Source organism: Pseudomonas hefeiensis (assembly GCF_030687835.1).
Taxonomy (GTDB): domain Bacteria; phylum Pseudomonadota; class Gammaproteobacteria; order Pseudomonadales; family Pseudomonadaceae; genus Aquipseudomonas; species Aquipseudomonas hefeiensis.
The window spans coordinates 1,935,383-1,949,909 of record NZ_CP117449.1; the positions used below are offsets into that span (position 1 = coordinate 1,935,383).

16 protein-coding genes and 1 rRNA gene are annotated in these 14,527 nt (G+C 61.0%); 7 read left to right on the plus strand and 10 right to left on the minus strand.

The window, feature by feature from the left end:
* Nucleotides 1-35: 35 nt before the first annotated feature.
* Nucleotides 36-151: ribosomal RNA gene (gene rrf, locus PSH57_RS08605) — 5S ribosomal RNA — on the plus strand.
* Nucleotides 152-252: 101 nt separating this feature from the next.
* Here the strand turns inward: rrf and PSH57_RS08610 are convergent.
* Nucleotides 253-654, minus strand: coding sequence for a lysozyme inhibitor LprI family protein (locus PSH57_RS08610; RefSeq protein ID WP_305388984.1), 402 nt, complete (start codon nt 652-654; stop codon nt 253-255).
* A gap of 122 nt (nt 655-776) precedes the next feature.
* Here PSH57_RS08610 and PSH57_RS08615 point away from each other — a divergent pair, with 122 nt between their 5' ends.
* Nucleotides 777-1,235: an SRPBCC family protein gene (locus PSH57_RS08615; RefSeq protein ID WP_256232502.1), complete on the plus strand. Its 459-nt coding sequence runs from the start codon at nt 777-779 to the stop codon at nt 1,233-1,235.
* Nucleotides 1,236-1,487: 252 nt separating this feature from the next.
* Here the strand turns inward: PSH57_RS08615 and PSH57_RS08620 are convergent, their stop codons facing one another.
* Both PSH57_RS08620 and PSH57_RS08625 read right to left on the minus strand, forming a co-directional pair.
* Nucleotides 1,488-1,655: a hypothetical protein gene (locus PSH57_RS08620; protein WP_305388985.1), complete on the minus strand. Its 168-nt coding sequence runs from the start codon at nt 1,653-1,655 to the stop codon at nt 1,488-1,490.
* A 180-nt stretch (nt 1,656-1,835) separates the two neighbouring features.
* A complete protein-coding gene (locus tag PSH57_RS08625; protein ID WP_305388986.1) occupies nt 1,836-2,783 on the minus strand; it encodes an AraC family transcriptional regulator in 948 nt (315 codons plus the stop codon).
* Between the two features lie 202 nt (nt 2,784-2,985).
* Here PSH57_RS08625 and PSH57_RS08630 point away from each other — a divergent pair, with 202 nt between their 5' ends.
* On the plus strand, nt 2,986-3,723 hold the full coding sequence (locus tag PSH57_RS08630) for an SDR family oxidoreductase (RefSeq protein WP_305388988.1): 738 nt from the start codon (nt 2,986-2,988) through the stop codon (nt 3,721-3,723).
* A gap of 40 nt (nt 3,724-3,763) precedes the next feature.
* On the opposite strand, the gene inhA is transcribed toward PSH57_RS08630, so the two are convergent.
* Nucleotides 3,764-4,450, minus strand: a complete 687-nt coding sequence (gene inhA, locus PSH57_RS08635; protein WP_305388989.1) for an isonitrile hydratase — start codon at nt 4,448-4,450, stop codon at nt 3,764-3,766.
* 97 nt (nt 4,451-4,547) lie between these two features.
* Here inhA and PSH57_RS08640 point away from each other — a divergent pair, with 97 nt between their 5' ends.
* Complete coding sequence (locus PSH57_RS08640) at nt 4,548-5,540, plus strand: GlxA family transcriptional regulator (RefSeq protein ID WP_305388990.1); 993 nt, start codon at nt 4,548-4,550, stop codon at nt 5,538-5,540.
* On the opposite strand, the gene PSH57_RS08645 is transcribed toward PSH57_RS08640, so the two are convergent.
* A complete protein-coding gene (locus PSH57_RS08645) occupies nt 5,509-6,411 on the minus strand; it encodes an alpha/beta fold hydrolase (protein ID WP_305388992.1) in 903 nt (300 codons plus the stop codon). The genes PSH57_RS08640 and PSH57_RS08645 overlap by 32 nt on opposite strands.
* Before the next feature lie 28 nt (nt 6,412-6,439).
* Complete coding sequence (locus PSH57_RS08650; protein ID WP_305388993.1) at nt 6,440-6,817, minus strand: hypothetical protein; 378 nt, start codon at nt 6,815-6,817, stop codon at nt 6,440-6,442.
* Between the two features lie 578 nt (nt 6,818-7,395).
* On the opposite strand from PSH57_RS08650, the gene PSH57_RS08655 reads away from it, so the two are divergent.
* Together PSH57_RS08655 and PSH57_RS08660 are read left to right on the plus strand one after the other, a co-directional pair.
* Nucleotides 7,396-7,758 carry a DUF6124 family protein gene (locus PSH57_RS08655; protein ID WP_305388994.1) on the plus strand — a complete coding sequence of 121 codons (363 nt, stop codon included), beginning with the start codon at nt 7,396-7,398 and terminating at the stop codon, nt 7,756-7,758.
* Nucleotides 7,759-8,021: 263 nt separating this feature from the next.
* Nucleotides 8,022-8,378 (plus strand): DUF6124 family protein, encoded by a 357-nt coding sequence (locus tag PSH57_RS08660; RefSeq protein ID WP_305388995.1) that lies wholly within the window; start codon nt 8,022-8,024, stop codon nt 8,376-8,378.
* A gap of 156 nt (nt 8,379-8,534) precedes the next feature.
* On the opposite strand, the gene PSH57_RS08665 is transcribed toward PSH57_RS08660, so the two are convergent.
* The 4 genes from PSH57_RS08665 to tam all read right to left on the minus strand — a co-directional run bounded on the left by PSH57_RS08665 (nt 8,535) and on the right by tam (nt 13,388).
* A complete protein-coding gene (locus PSH57_RS08665) occupies nt 8,535-10,358 on the minus strand; it encodes a glycoside hydrolase family 15 protein (protein ID WP_305388996.1) in 1,824 nt (607 codons plus the stop codon).
* Nucleotides 10,351-11,151: an SDR family oxidoreductase gene (locus tag PSH57_RS08670; protein ID WP_305388997.1), complete on the minus strand. Its 801-nt coding sequence runs from the start codon at nt 11,149-11,151 to the stop codon at nt 10,351-10,353. The genes PSH57_RS08665 and PSH57_RS08670 overlap by 8 nt, the downstream gene beginning before the upstream one ends.
* 269 nt (nt 11,152-11,420) lie before the next feature.
* Nucleotides 11,421-12,554, minus strand: a complete 1,134-nt coding sequence (locus PSH57_RS08675) for a cupin-like domain-containing protein (RefSeq protein ID WP_305388998.1) — start codon at nt 12,552-12,554, stop codon at nt 11,421-11,423.
* Between the two features lie 63 nt (nt 12,555-12,617).
* Nucleotides 12,618-13,388, minus strand: a complete 771-nt coding sequence (gene tam / locus PSH57_RS08680; protein WP_305388999.1) for a trans-aconitate 2-methyltransferase — start codon at nt 13,386-13,388, stop codon at nt 12,618-12,620.
* Between the two features lie 144 nt (nt 13,389-13,532).
* Here tam and PSH57_RS08685 point away from each other — a divergent pair, with 144 nt between their 5' ends.
* The gene (locus PSH57_RS08685; protein WP_305389000.1) at nt 13,533-14,330 is read left to right on the plus strand and encodes a thioesterase II family protein; all 798 of its coding nucleotides are present in this window, start codon (nt 13,533-13,535) and stop codon (nt 14,328-14,330) included.
* Nucleotides 14,331-14,527 lie beyond the last annotated feature (197 nt).

The window sequence follows — 14,527 nt, forward strand, 5'->3', positions numbered from 1 at the left end:
ACGTGACCGCAAGGCACGCACCGGCTACCGAATTTCTTGACGACCATAGAGCATTGGAACCACCTGATCCCATCCCGAACTCAGCAGTGAAACGATGCATCGCCGATGGTAGTGTGGGGTTTCCCCATGTGAGAGTAGGTCATCGTCAAGATTAAATTCCGAAACCCCTATCTGCTGACGCAGGTAGGGGTTTTGTTTTTGTACCTAAAAAAGGATGACTTGAAGAGGTCATCCTTTTTTTGCATCAGGTGGTCAAGCCCCAGGGACCGGGCAGCTCAGGTCGCCTTCTTCGCACTTGAGGTAGGTCTTGAACGTCTCGACCCGGGCCTTGGTTACGGCAGTGGTGCAATTGCTGTGAATCAGCGGATAGACGCTACCCCCTTCGACCCCGGACGCAGAAAAATTGCATTCGGCGTCACGGAAGCTGATCCAGGCCCGCTGTGCCTTGACCAGTAATTGCTTGGCCTGCGGGTCATCTTTCAGACGCGCAGTGATCTGCTTGTACAGACTGTTCAGCTCGTCGTCAGCGGCTTTGTTCTCTTGGGCTGCGCACTGGTTCATCGCTCCCTGGGTGGTCGCATTGGCGCAGTCATTGGCTTGGACGACGCCGATAAAAAGCAGCGGTGTCAGGCCCAGAAACAAGCGTGGGGACATGGTCGATCTCTCCTTGATGGGGTTACAAATGCCGAAGGAGTGTACCCAAACGCTGCGTCGATACAACTTTCTGGTTGGCCTTGTGGTCTTACAGGCCTACTGTTAAACACAGGAGGTGACTCATGCATTCATCCGATCGCATCGAAAGAAAAATTCTGCTCAAGGCACCGCGCTCTCAGGTCTGGCGGGCCTTGGCCAATGCCGAAGCCTTCGGTCAGTGGTTCGGCGTCGCGCTTGAGGGCAAGCGATTTGTCGCGGGCGACCGTACCCAGGGGCAGATCACCTATCCAGGCTATGAACACCTCATCTGGGACGTTGCGGTAGAGCGGGTCGAGCCGGAGCGGGTTTTTTCGTTTCGTTGGCATCCGTACGCCATTGAACCGCAGGTGGACTACTCCCAGGAACCGGAAACGAGGGTTCAGTTCGAACTTGAAGACATGGATGGCGGCACTTTGCTCAAAGTGGTGGAGTCGGGTTTTAACGGTATCCCTGAGGCGCGCCGACTTAAGGCTTTTCGTATGGACAGCCGTGGCTGGGACGAGCAGATGGCGAACATCGAAGCATTCCTGGCCAAGGCCTGATCCTCAGTGCCCGAGCAATCTAAGGGTTTACGGAAGGGCTGCTATAGCGAATGTCTTACACGTCATGGTCACTATCTCGTCTGTTGCGTTTTGGATCCGATGCGTAATCTGTACTCATCCACTGAAGCACAGGGAGTGCTTCAGGATCAGGGACGATCGACCTTGCAAGGATGGCTATCGACAGGGAGTCGTAATGGTCTTGGAAAAACCCGCCTCGGCGGGTTTTTTTTCGTCTGCAGAAAAGCCGACCTATCACGCCAGGCGTCGCGCCATGGTGCGGTCCGAACCGTCAGCGGCCACAGCCTTCTGATATCCCAACGTTTGGGTAAAGAAACGGTCCTGCTGCTGGCTCGGCAGGGCAAAGGCACTGACGCTCAATACGAAGGTGGTAACGGCGATCAAGGAACTGAAAGTTTTCATGGCAATGACTCCGGTCGTATCAAAGGGGTTGAATGCCGGGTCGTTCAGATGTCGCGATCTGCTGAACCCGCTGCAGCCCGGACGGTTGTCTTGCTGCATGAGTTCAGAGTAAGGGCGAGGAGGGAGGTGCCATTAGACAGATACTGCCCCTGATTTGCCTGATCCTATTTGTGTACGGGATCAGGCACTACTTGCCTGCAAGAGCTGGGCACGCAGCCGGGCGATGTCCTTGCTCGGCGAGGCGCCGAACAGACGGCTGTATTCGCGGCTGAATTGCGAGGGGCTTTCATAGCCCATTTTGTAGCCGATTGACGAAACGTCGCTGTTCTCCGCCAGCAGCAGCCGTCGGGCTTCCTGCAGGCGCAGCTGTTTCTGGTATTGCAGCGGGCTCATGGCGGTCACGGCCTTAAAGCGATGATGCAGTGCCGAAGGGCTGAGATTGATCATTTGTGCCAGGCTATCGATGCTCAGCGGTTCGGCATAATGAGTGTTGAGCCACTCGATTGCGCGATTGATACGGTGGGTTTGCGTGTCGGGGATGGCAATTTCGTGCAAGCGCTGGCCCTGGGCACCCCGTAGCAGTCGGTAAAAAATCTCCTGTTGGGCCAAGGGCGCGAGAGTGGCGATATCGTCTGGACTCTCCAACAGCCGCAGCAAGCGCAACACCGCATCGAGCAGTGGCGCATCGATGCGGTCCAGGAATAACCCGCGACCGGTCCGTTGGGTCGGTACCTCGATGGGGTTGGCGTCGGCGATCAGACGACAGATCTGCGCCGGGTCGATATCCAGACGAATACACAGGTAGGGGTGCTCGGGGCTGGCTTCGATCACCTGGCCAGCCAACGGCAGGGTAACCGAGACCACCAGGTAGTTGAGCGAATCATAGACGTAACATTCATCCGCCAGCCGAACCTCTTTGCGCCCCTGGACGATCACGCACAAACCGGGTTTGTGGACCGTGTGCAGGGCTTCGGTTGGCTGGTCGCTACGGATCAGGTGCAAGGCCTCGATGGCCGTGGGATGAACGCCGAATCCCGGGGCGAAGCGCTTCATTAGTTCCGCCAGTTCGGCACGGCGCTGGTTGACGCCGTCGTCAGGCGCTACGTGTAAGGGCGTGGATACCGACATGCCGATCTATCTCCCTGGCCAAATGCGCGGACCGCGCTAGTAAAACCGATTGTACGCCCGGCGACCAGAGTCGGTTTTATCGCTACAGGATCGTGCAAGGGCGCAGGAGGATCCGGCTAACCCAGACACGGATCTGCTCCTTAATCTGGACCTGTCAAAACGCTCCCAACGGGGGGCAATACTTCCAGACGAGGAAACCATCATGTCCGCTATTCAAAATAAAGTTGTGGTCATCACCGGCGCCAGCAGCGGTATTGGCGAAGCCGCCGCACGGTTGCTGGCTGCCCAGGGCGCCCGAGTGGTGCTGGGTGCGCGGCGCGTCGATCGTTTGCAGGCACTGGTGCAGGAACTCGCAGCCGAGGGCCAGCAGGCAGCATGCAAAGCCGTAGACGTGACGCGTCGTGATGACGTCCAGAGCCTGATCGACTTCGCTGTCGAGCGATTCGGCAAGGTCGATGTGATCGTCAACAACGCCGGGGTCATGCCACTCTCCAAACTCGAGGCGCTGAAAGTTGACGAGTGGGATCGCATGATCGACGTCAACATTCGTGGCGTACTCCACGGCATCGCCGCCGGTTTGCCTTTGATGCAACGCCAGCGCAGTGGCCAGTTCATCAACATCGCTTCCATTGGTGCCTACACGGTCAGCCCGACCGCAGCGGTGTATTGCGCCACCAAGTTCGCCGTGCGGGCGATTTCCGAGGGTTTGCGCCAGGAGGTTGGCGGTGACGTGCGGGTGACGGTGATTTCCCCTGGCGTAACCGAGTCGGAGTTGGCCGAAAGCATTTCCGATGAAGGCGGGCGCGCCGAGATGCACGAGTTTCGCCGGATCGCCATTCCCGCCGAGGCGATTGCCCGGGCGATTGCCTACGCCATTGAGCAGCCGGCCGATGTGGACGTCAGCGAACTGGTGGTGCGTCCGACGGCCAGCCCGTTCTGAATTGAATCGACCCGGCAGGAGATTCTCCAGGCGTTAATCGTTATTGCAGCGCCAATCGTGCCGCTGCTCGTTGAGTAATCTGCGAGCGCACTCGAAACGACTCTGCTGCGCGCCGTTTGGCTTCATCCAACACTTGGGTCGGCGCGGTGTCCGGGCAGCCGGCGGTGAACGGCGGGGCCGGGGCGTATTCAAGCTGTAGCTGGACCAGTTCGGCGGTGTCTTGGTCGAACAGTTCGGCCGCCAGGGTCAAGGCAAAATCGATCCCGGCGGTGATGCCACCCCCGGTGAACAGGTTGCCGTCGCGTACCACGCGCTCCTTGACCGGTGTGGCGCCCAGGGGTTGCAGCAAACTGTGATAGGCCCAGTGGGTGGTGGCCCGTTTACCCCGCAACAGGCCCGCCGCACCAAGCACCAGTGAGCCGGTGCACACGGAGGTGATGTATTGAGCGTGGGCCGCCTGTTGCTTGATGAAAGTCAACGTCTGCTCGTCTTCCATCAACGGCCCGACACCGCTGCCACCTGGGATGCAGATCACATCGAGCTTCGGACAGTCTTGGAACGTGGTGGTCGGTAGTAACACCAGTCCGGTGCTGGCGGTGACTGGGGCCAGGTCTTTCCAGATCAGGTGCACCTTCACGTCTGGTAGCGAGGCCAGCACGTCATAAGGGCCGGTGAGGTCCAGTTGTTGAAGCTGGGGGAATAACAGAAAACCGATCTGCAACGCCATGGCGCTTTCTCCTGAAGTAATGCCTGAGGGTGGACGGTTTAACTTTAGGCCCGTAGGCTCTGGCGTATACGCCAATAAACCCACGAATCACGCCAATATGCAAAATCCACCGAAAACCGTTCATGTATTGGCCTTCGCCAACGTGCAGGTGCTGGATGTCACCGGGCCCTTGCAGGTCTTTGCTTCGGCCAATGATCTGGCACGCCAGCAAGGCTTGCCGTTGCCTTACGCGCCGACCGTGATAGCTGCCGGCGGCGGGGCGGTGATGTCGTCGGCGGGGCTGACGCTGCTGGCCGAGCCGCTGCCGAGCGAAGGCAGCGATACATTGCTCATCGCTGGCGGTTGGGGGGTGTACGAGGCGGCAAAGGACACGGCGCTGGTGGCTTGGGTCAGGGACCATGGCCTGCGCTCGCGACGCGTGGCGTCGGTGTGTACCGGGGCGTTCCTGCTGGCCGCCAGCGGTTGGTTGGACGGACGGCGAGTGGTCACACACTGGACCCGTTGTGAACAACTGGCCAGGCAGCACCCGCAACTGCGGGTCGAACCCAACCCGATTTTTATCAACGACGGTCCGGTCTGGACTTCGGCCGGGGTTACGGCCGGCATCGACCTGGCGTTGGCCCTGGTGGAAGACGATTTAGGCCGCGCCATCGCCCTGGAAGTCGCCCGGCAACTGGTGGTGTTCCTCAAGCGTCCGGGCGGGCAATCACAATTCAGCGTGACCTTGTCACTGCAGAATCAGGGCAGTCGTTTTGACGACCTGCACGCCTGGATCGCGGAAAACCTCACCCTGGACCTGGGCTTGCCGAATCTGGCGGCCGAGGCGGGGATGAGCGAGCGCAGTTTCGTGCGTCACTACCGCGCCGACACCGGCCAGACGCCGGCACGGGCGGTGGAACTGATTCGCGTGGAGACCGCCCGCCGGCTGTTGGCCGACTCTGCACTGTCGATCAAACGGGTAGCAGTGCAATGCGGCTTTGGCAGCGAAGAAACCCTGCGTCGCAGTTTCCTGCGGGCCATGGGCGTGACGCCCCAGGCATATCGCGAGCGTTTCGCGGTCAGCCTTCAAGCAGATCCAGCAATGCCCTGAGCGTGGCCTGGGGGGCTTCCTGGGGAATGTTGTGGCCGACGCCGCTGAGCACCCGACGCTCGTAGAAACCGCTGAAATGTTCGGCGTCTTCGTCGAACTCAACTGCAGGCCCAACGCCATCGTCGGCACCGCACAGGGAGATGCTCGGCACACTGATGGCCGGTTGCGCGGTCAGTCGTTCCTCCATCCACTCCAGCGTCGGGTCGCCCGGTGCGTACATGAAGCGATGGCGGTAGGAATGAATCACCACCTCGACGAAATCCGGGTTGTCGAAAGACGGGGCACTGAGGGGAAACAGCGCTGTGCCGCGCTTCCAGGTGGGTGACCACAGGCGCCAGAGCAACTGGCACAGTTCGCGCCGGTTCTGCGTCAGGCCCTCGACGCCGCGAGCGCTATGGAAGTAATACTGGTACCACAATCTGTGCTCGGTCTCAGGGGCCAGCGGCTGTGCCGAGCGGGGAATGTCCTGCAAGTTATAGCCATCCCCGGTCACCAAGCAGCGAACCCGTTCGGGCCACAACGCCGCCACGATACACGCGGCCCGACCGCCCCAGTCGTAGCCGCACAACGCTGCTTGAGGGATGGCGAGTGCCTGCATCAGGTCCAGCAGATCCTGGGCCAGCGCCGCTTGCTGGCCGGAACGCAGGATGCTCGGGTTATTGAACCGGGTCGGGCCGTAGCCGCGCAGGTACGGCACGATGACCCAATAGCCGCGCAGGGCCAGGGCCGGTGCGACTTCATCAAAGGCCCTGGGGTCGTAAGGGAAACCGTGGAGCAGAATGACCGGCGCACCGCTGGCGGGGCCGTGCTCTTCGTAGGCGATGCGCAGCAGAGGCGTCACCGCGAAGTTGATTCTGGGCGCCTGGTTCATGTCGACCTCCTGCACGGCTCGGTTGCCGTTATGCGGGTTCCTGATTCACGTATTTGGCCCGATCTGGCGTGAAGGTCACGATCATGTTCGTGCTGGAGCAGGTCAGGGTGCGGTCCTGGGACAGGTCGATGTCCAGGTCTTCACCGCGCAGGCCCTGCCATTGAGCGAGGTATTTGAGGCAGCCGAACTTTTCGTTTTTCTTCAGGCTGCGGCTGACACCGCCTTTCCAGCCGAGCACCGGCAATTCACCGGCCAGGCAACGTTGCGCCAGCTCGGGAAACTTCAGCGCCCGGTCGCGGCCGATTTCCCAGCATTTGATCAGGCCCTTGTCCTGGCCTTCCCAGAGGTCTTCCCGGGTCAGGCCTGTTCGCGGCGCAGCGGTGATAGAGCGTTTTACATGGGTCATGTCAGATCCTTGAATCGGGTTTTATCGGGCAGCTCCGCTGCACCCTTGAGTGCATCGATCTTAGGAGGGGTTTGCGGGGCTGGCAACCTGAAACAGGTAGTAGCGATAGATGGAGAAATATCGGTGCCCGCTTCTGTGGCGAGGGGATTTATCCCCGCTGGGCTGCGTAGCAGCCCCGAAAACGGTCAACTCGGTCTGTCTGGCGAATTGGATTGGCCTCTGGAGGGGCTGCTACGCAGCCCAGCGGGGATAAATCCCCTCGCCACAAGGGTGTGGTGTTCCTACAAAAAAATAGGTGAACCGGAATTTTCTGACGAGTCGTGGCGGTTGCCGGTTCGGAAACGGCGGGGCTAGGCTTTGCCGGTCGCTGCAAAATCAGCGACCGGGTTTGGTCGCCCGGGTTTAGAATGGCGCACGGTGCCGCGCGAGCGGCTGTCTGCTTTATGGCTGACTGTGCGTGGGAGGGCTTCTGGCCCTGCCGGGTTTCCATTCCCTGGTCGACCAACCTGCGTACAGTTCGCCACCCTCCTGCTTGGTCGCGGAAACGGCGAACTCCACTTTTGAATGGAGCTTCACAAATGGTCAAGATCACCCCCAACCCTCCACGCGCCGAAAACCTGTCCGCCTACACCACCCTCGACACAAAAAAACTCCGCAAAGCCGCCGATCGGGCGCTGAATGTTCACTTGTCTCCCGCAGCCAAACCCGACACCCGGGACGGCCAGGTATTTTCAGTGGTCCCGGGCCTCAACACCGAGTCCGTGCTGACCAGCCTCAGCGAAACCCTGGCTTCGGCCAACGCCATGGTCAGTGACCTGGCATTCGAGCTGGAAGGTTCCCGGCGGCATGTTGCGCTGGGGATTCAGCAGTTGATTGAACTGGGTACGTTGCTGGCCAATCGAGCGTTGGATGACATCGAAGTGGCAGAGCCTACGCGATAGTCGTTACACCCTGTTCTCTGTGGTGAGGGGATAAATCCCCTCGCCACAAGGGTGTGGAGTTCCTACAAAAAAATAGGTGAGCCGGAATTTTCTGACGAGTCGTGGCGGTTGCCGGTTCGGAAACAGCGGGGATAGGCTGTGCCGGTCGCTGCAAAATCAGCGACCGGGTTTGGTCACCCGTCCAATGTCAGGCGCACACGCGCCAACCTCAGCGCTTTAAGTCGCGAGGTCGGTGAACTCAATTTCAAGCTAGGAGTTTCACGATGGATAAGATCACCTCCCCAAAAGCCGAAAACCTGTCCGCCTACACCACCCTCGACACAAAAAAACTCCGCGAAGCCGCCGATCGGGCGCTGAATGTTCACTTGTCTCCCGCAGCCAAACCCGACACCCGGGACGGCCAGGTATTTTCAGTGGTCCCGGGCCTCAACACCGAGTCCGTGCTGACCAGCCTCAGCGAAACCCTGGCTTCGGCCAACGCCATGGTCAGTGACCTGGCATTCGAGCTGGGAGGTTCCCGGCGGCATGTTGCGCTGGGGATTCAGCAGTTGATTGAACTGGGTACGTTGCTGGCCAATCGAGCGTTGGATGACATCGAAGTGGCAGAATCGACGCGGTAGTAGATACACCACTTGTTGTGCTGCGCTTTGGTGGTGCAGGGTGGGAGCAAGGCTTGCCCGCGATGAAGGCGACGCGGTCCTGAAATCGAGTCGCCTTCATCGCGGGCAAGCCTTGCTCCCACAAAAGCGGGAATTGCGTTCACTCGCAAGCCCGGTTCACGGCTGCCAATGCGTTTTGTCCCCACTCAATTTACGGTCCAGGAAACTGGCGGCGCTGATCAGCGCCAGGTGGGTCAAAGCCTGGGGGGTGTTGCCCAGGTGGTAGCCGTGGCTGTCGAACTCCTCGGCGTACAAGCCCAGCGGGTTGGCGTAGCGCAGCAGTTGTTCGAACTCCAGCTGGGCTTTTTCCACGCGGCCGGCGCGGGCCAGGCATTCGACGTACCAGAACGAACACGCGGCGAACGAGCCTTCGATACCGCTGAGGCCGTCGACGGCGCTTTCGTCGTTGCGGTAGCGGTACACCATGCCATCGCGCACCAGGTCTTTTTCAATGGCATCGAGGGTCGAGAGCCAGCGTGGGTCGCGGGCGCTGACGAAGCGCACAAGCGGCATCAACAACATCGAACCGTCGAGAGCGGTGCTGCCCAGGCGCTGGACAAAATGCTGCCGTTCCTCATTCCAGAAATTTGTCCAGATGTCTTCATAGATGGCCTGGCGAGTCTGGTCCCAGCGGGCGAAAGGCGCGGGCAAGGAGCGTTTGACCGCGAGGCGGATGGCGCGGTCGACGGCGACCCAGCACATCAGCCGCGAATGCAGGAAGTGCTGCTTCTCGCCGCGCATTTCCCAGATGCCGACGTCTTTGTCCTGCCAGATATCGCATACCTGATCGACCACATTGACGGCGTGTTTCCAGCCCTGATTGGAAATGGCTTCGCCGTACTTGTTGACCAGGTACACCGCGTCCATCAATTCGCCGAAGATATCCAGCTGCACTTGTTTGTAGGCCAGGTTGCCGATGCGCACCGGCTGCGCATGACCAAAGCCGCTGAGGTGGGGCAGCTCGACTTCTGGTAACTCCAACCTGCCGTCCAGGCCGTACAGAATGTTGAGTTTGATCGGCTGATCGCAGCAGTCGCTGACCCGGCCCCGCAGAAAACGCATATAGGCGTTAGCTTCTTCAACGAAGCCCAGGCGCATGAACGCGTAAACGGTGAAGGAAGCATCGCGGATCCAGGTGTAGCGGTAATCCCAGTTGCGCTCGCCGCCACGGGTTTCCGGCAGGCCGAAGGTCGCGGCGGCGAGGATGGCGCCGTGTTTGCGTGAGGTCAGCAGTTTCAGGGCCAAGGCCGAGCGGTTGACCATTTCCCGCCAGCGCCCGCGATAGGTGGACTGGCCAATCCAGCCGCGCCAGAACCCCAGGGTTCGCTCCAGGCATATTGCGCTGGCGTCGCTCGTGAGGCGCGGGTCGTCGATGCCACCCAGCAGGAACTCGGCGGTCTGGCCTTGTTCCAGAGTGAATTCAGCCATGGCGGCATGACAGTCCAGGGTCATGGCCTGATCCGAACACAAGCGCAAGGTCGGTTGTTGCGCTGCTTCGAAGAGGACGTGATCACCGTCCTGACGCGCCGTGGTGGCGGCTCGCGCATAGTCGTGGCGTACCGCGCAGCGCATGCGAAACGTTGCGCGGCCGACGGTCATATGCACCTTGCGCATCAGCACCGGCAAGTCGTCCTCGCTGTCGCCGATGGGCAGCATGTCGGTGATCTCCACCACCACGCCATCACTCAGCCAGCGGGTTTGCAGTACGTTGGTGTCAGGCAGGTAGATTTGCTGGCGACGGGCGTGGGGCAGGTCCGGGGCCAGTTGAAAGATCCCCGCGTCGGGCGTGTCCAACAGTGAGCAGAAAATCGATGGGCTGTCGAATTCCGGCCAGCAGAAAAAGTCGACACTGCCGCGGTCATTCACCAACGCAGCACTGCGCATGTCGCCGATGATGCCGTGGTTCTCGATAGGGCTTTGTGTTTCGTGATAGTTAGCCATTGCCGCGAAACCCCGGATAAAGGCTCATCCCGCCATCGATGAACAAGGTGGTTCCCACCACATAATCGGACAAGTCTGACGCCAGCCAGACCACTGCGTTGGCGATATCTTCCACATCGCCGACACGACCGTAAGGAATCAGCTCCAGCAATTTTTTCTCCTGTTCCCCTTCGGTGACCTCGCGGTTGATGGCCGTGCGGATCGCACCGGGCGCGATGCTGTTGATGCGGATGCGCTGGTGGCTGGTTTCCTGGGCCAGACTCTGCATCAGCAGATCGACGCCGCCCTTGGACGCTGCGTAATTGACGTGACCGGCCCAGGGGATGCGCTGGTGCACCGAACTCATGTGGATGATTTTGCCGGCGGCCCGGGACACGCCCTGGCGAATACCTTGCTGGTTGAAAATCCGCAGTGCAGCGCGGGCGCAGAGGAACTGGCCGGTGAGGTTGACGCCGATCACGGTGTTCCAGTCCTCCAGGCTCATGTCGACGGCGGCGGCGTCTTTTTGCAGGCCGGAATTGGCGATCAAAATGTCCAGCGCACCAAAGGCGTCCAGGGTCTGGGCGAACAGCCGCTCGACGTCTTGCTCATTCGACACATCGGCGCCGATGGCAACGGCGCGGCCACCCGTTTCGTTGATCTGACGGGCCAGTGCTTCGGCCGGCCCGGCGCTGGAGTGGTAGTTGAGCACCACCGCGGCACCGGCCGCCGCCAATGCCTTGGCCGAGCCCGCACCGATGCCGGAACTGGCGCCGGTGACCAGGGCAACCTGTCGAGCGAGGGATATCTGCATGGTCTAGCACCTTGAGTTGAGGGCTTTACCTGCTGACTGGTATGAGGTGCGTGGAGTTCATTTGGGTGAAGCGATCTTCACGATGGAATGTTCGCGCCACCCATGGCGCGAACACAAAACCTGTGGCGAGGGGATTTATCCTCGCTGGGGCGCGAAGCGGCCCCATTCAAACTGTATGCCTCATCACCGTTGCCAGGTTTTGGGGCTGCTGCGCAGCCCAGCGGGGATAAATCCCCTCGCCACAAAGGCAGCTTGCCCCAAGTCAGCTCTCACCACCCACGCCCCGAATTCACCCAGAAATTCACCGACAGCGAAGTGGACACCGACTCCACCTGATGGAACCAGCCTTCAGGCAGGAACAGCAGGTCCCCGGCCTCCAGCGTCACCCGCAGGAAGGTCACGTCACGGGCGCGGGGGAAGCGCTGGTAATCCGGCGCGTCAGGGTTGAAATCGCAGCCGTCCAGTCCGCCTTGGGGCGCCGTGGACCAGGTGCCGAGGGCTTCGCGGTGATGGGGCGCGGCGAGGGTGAAGGTTTTCTGGCCCCATACCTGGGCGAACAGGTTGTCGGTGTCGTCGCGGTGCAGCGGGGTGAGGGTGCCCTTTGGGCCGATCCAGATGCGCGGTGGAATGAACAGCGACGGGTCGAAATAGGGCGGGTAGTTGATTTGCTCCATCAACTGCGCCGGCAGGATGTTGTTGCCCATGTAGGCCGGCGGTTCGCCATCGGCGCCCTTGACCGCCGGGTTGTCCAGCGAAGCAATGAAATCGGCCATGGACGTGGAGCGGAAGTCTCGCTCGGTGGAGAAAGTTTTCTTCACGTAGTCGCCGTGACGGGTGATGCCTTGCAGCTCGGCAAAATGCACCAGGGATTCTTCGCGACTGAGCTTGAACAACGGCCAGTCCTGCAAGGCATTGCTGATGACCACCGGAATGCCATGGGGCAGGTAGCGCGCCTGAAACGCTTGCACCGTCAGCTCGCTACGCGGCCGACGCTCCACGCTGCGTTGGGTCGGCAGGCTGGCGGTGAGCTTTTCGCTGAAGCGCGGCGGGGTGGGATAGCGCTTGTTCATGTCGACCTTTTCCACCGCGCTAGCGCCGTGGCGGGCATGCTCGATGATCTGCGGCAACAACGTCGCCAGGCCCATGTTGCCGCCGATCTTCAGGCGTCCGCTGGCAAACAGCTCCTCGACATTGGCCAGGCCGGCCATGATCCCGAGAAAGTCCTTTTCCGCCACTTCAATGATCACGTCGGGGCTGCTGTGGCGACCGGCCTGGGTGCGGCTGCTGGTTCTGACCTCGGACCAGTACGCCTGCTGGGGGCCGAACACGAATTGGAAAACACCTTCGATACCAACGGCGCCGGCGTTGGCGAACAGTTTGCCCAGGATGGTTTGCAGGTCCACGGCGGTCACTCTTGTCGGTTTTGGTCTGAGCAGGTAACGAGGGCCGGGAGCGAAAATTTAACCCTAGCGGGTTGCGACCATGAACACACGGGGGAAGGGCAGTAGCACCGTTCCATCGTCCAGGGCTGGATAAGCCTGTTCGACGGCGTTGAGATACTGCTCCAGGTATTGCCCGCGTTGCACCTCATCCAGCGGGTCGAGAAACGGTCGCAAGCCGCTGCCCTTGAACCACTCCACCACGCCGGCGGCGCCCCCGGCTAGCGGGTGATGGTAGGTGGTGCGCCACACATCGACGCGGGTGCAATGGGGCTTGAGGATCGAGTAGTACAGGCTGGCGTCGGCCACTTCCGTGCGCGTATCGGCGGCTCCGGCCAACTGGCTGGCCCAGGGCCCATTGGCGGCGATCTCCCGCATCAAGCGGTGGGACGGCTGGTGCAGCGTGTCGGGCATCTGGATGGCCAGGCTGCCACCCTGGGCCAGTTTGCTGACCAGTGACGGCAGCAGGGTCGCGTGGTCGGGCAGCCATTGCAGCACCGCGTTGGCGAAGATCACATCGAAGGGGCCGGGTTCGTCCCATTGGCCGATGTCCGCAGTGTCGAATGTCACTTCGGGCAGGCGCTGGCGGGCGGCCTGGATCATGTCGCTGGAACTGTCCAGGCCGCGCACCGCGGCGCCGGGAAAGTGCTCCACCAACAGTTCTGTAGAATTGCCGGGGCCGCACCCCAGGTCGATCACCGAGCGTGCTTGTCCCGGCGGGATGGCGGCCAGCAGGTCCCGGGCCGGACGGGTGCGTTCCTGTTCAAACGTGACGTATTGCTTGGCAGACCAGGTCATGGCGTTCTCCTTGCGATGGGGCGAGCCGAGGTGTCGCCAGTATAGGGGGCGTGAGAGGCCATGGGGCAGGTACGGCGACGCTGACTAATTCAGGCTGTCGCCACTTCGTTATCTTCCATACACAACGGATCGGAGAAAACCGCAGTGACCCAACTGACCTTGCTATGCCTGCCGTATTCCGGCGCCAGCGCCATGGTTTACAGCCGCTGGCGGCGCAAGGTGCCGCAATGGCTGCAGGTGCAGCCGGTTGAACTGCCGGGACGCGGGGCGCGTTTCGGCGAGCCGCTGCACACCGACATGGGCCCGTTGGCGATGCAACTGGCCCGGGAACTGCGCCCCATGCTCCAGGCCCCTTATGCGCTGTTCGGCCACAGCCTGGGCGCATTGCTGGCCTGCGAAATCGCCCATGCCTTGCGCGAGCTGGGTTGCCCGGAACTGGTCGCGCTGTTTGCCTCGGGCACCGCGGCGCCGACGATGCGCGCTGATTACGATCGCGGGTTTGCCACGCCGAAAACCGATACCGAATTGATCGAGCAACTGCGCACCCTCAATGGCACCAGCGAAGAAGTATTGGCCAATGAAGAACTGATGGCCCTGACCTTGCCTGTGCTGCGGGCGGATTTTCTGCTGTGCGGGCGCTTCCAGCCGCGAACCCGAGCGCCGCTCAAATGCCCGGTGCACGTGCTCGGCGGCACCACCGACAAGGCCAGCACCGAGCAACTGATCGGCTGGCGTCGCGAGACATCGGGCAGCTTTTCGGTGGACATGCTGGCGGGTGGGCACTTTTTTATCCATGAGCACGAGGCCAGGGTGCTGCGCCTGATCAAGGATCAGTTGAGCGTGCATCATCGACGGCATGGGTTGGCGACTGTGGCGAGGGGATTTATCCCCGCTGGGCTGCGCAGCGGCCCCGAAAATGGTCAACCCAGGTTGTCAGATTGATTGAGATTGTTCTCCTGAGGGGGCTGCTTCGCAGCCCAGCGGGGATAAATCCCCTCGCCACAGTGTGGGTGGACTGTTGCATGTCTGGATGCTCTTCCTGACCTCTATTCTCAAACGCTAATTTTTCCGGTCTGCATTCGTTTTATAGGGACGACATGCCTTTGTGCCTTGTGCCCACTGATTCCGGATACCCAGAA

What these genes read in the sequence shown, in the direction of transcription:
- PSH57_RS08640 (WP_305388990.1), top strand. Translation starts at nt 4,548, where the DNA reads ATGCAAAATCCACCGAAAACCGTTCATGTATTGGCCTTCGCCAACGTG.
- tam (WP_305388999.1), bottom strand. Translation starts at nt 13,388, where the DNA reads ATGACCTGGTCTGCCAAGCAATACGTCACGTTTGAACAGGAACGCACC.
- PSH57_RS08615 (WP_256232502.1), top strand. Translation starts at nt 777, where the DNA reads ATGCATTCATCCGATCGCATCGAAAGAAAAATTCTGCTCAAGGCACCG.
- PSH57_RS08620 (WP_305388985.1), bottom strand. Translation starts at nt 1,655, where the DNA reads ATGAAAACTTTCAGTTCCTTGATCGCCGTTACCACCTTCGTATTGAGC.
- PSH57_RS08670 (WP_305388997.1), bottom strand. Translation starts at nt 11,151, where the DNA reads ATGCAGATATCCCTCGCTCGACAGGTTGCCCTGGTCACCGGCGCCAGT.
- PSH57_RS08660 (WP_305388995.1), top strand. Translation starts at nt 8,022, where the DNA reads ATGGATAAGATCACCTCCCCAAAAGCCGAAAACCTGTCCGCCTACACC.
- PSH57_RS08650 (WP_305388993.1), bottom strand. Translation starts at nt 6,817, where the DNA reads ATGACCCATGTAAAACGCTCTATCACCGCTGCGCCGCGAACAGGCCTG.
- PSH57_RS08625 (WP_305388986.1), bottom strand. Translation starts at nt 2,783, where the DNA reads ATGTCGGTATCCACGCCCTTACACGTAGCGCCTGACGACGGCGTCAAC.
- PSH57_RS08610 (WP_305388984.1), bottom strand. Translation starts at nt 654, where the DNA reads ATGTCCCCACGCTTGTTTCTGGGCCTGACACCGCTGCTTTTTATCGGC.
- PSH57_RS08645 (WP_305388992.1), bottom strand. Translation starts at nt 6,411, where the DNA reads ATGAACCAGGCGCCCAGAATCAACTTCGCGGTGACGCCTCTGCTGCGC.
- PSH57_RS08665 (WP_305388996.1), bottom strand. Translation starts at nt 10,358, where the DNA reads ATGGCTAACTATCACGAAACACAAAGCCCTATCGAGAACCACGGCATC.
- PSH57_RS08655 (WP_305388994.1), top strand. Translation starts at nt 7,396, where the DNA reads ATGGTCAAGATCACCCCCAACCCTCCACGCGCCGAAAACCTGTCCGCC.
- inhA (WP_305388989.1), bottom strand. Translation starts at nt 4,450, where the DNA reads ATGGCGTTGCAGATCGGTTTTCTGTTATTCCCCCAGCTTCAACAACTG.
- PSH57_RS08630 (WP_305388988.1), top strand. Translation starts at nt 2,986, where the DNA reads ATGTCCGCTATTCAAAATAAAGTTGTGGTCATCACCGGCGCCAGCAGC.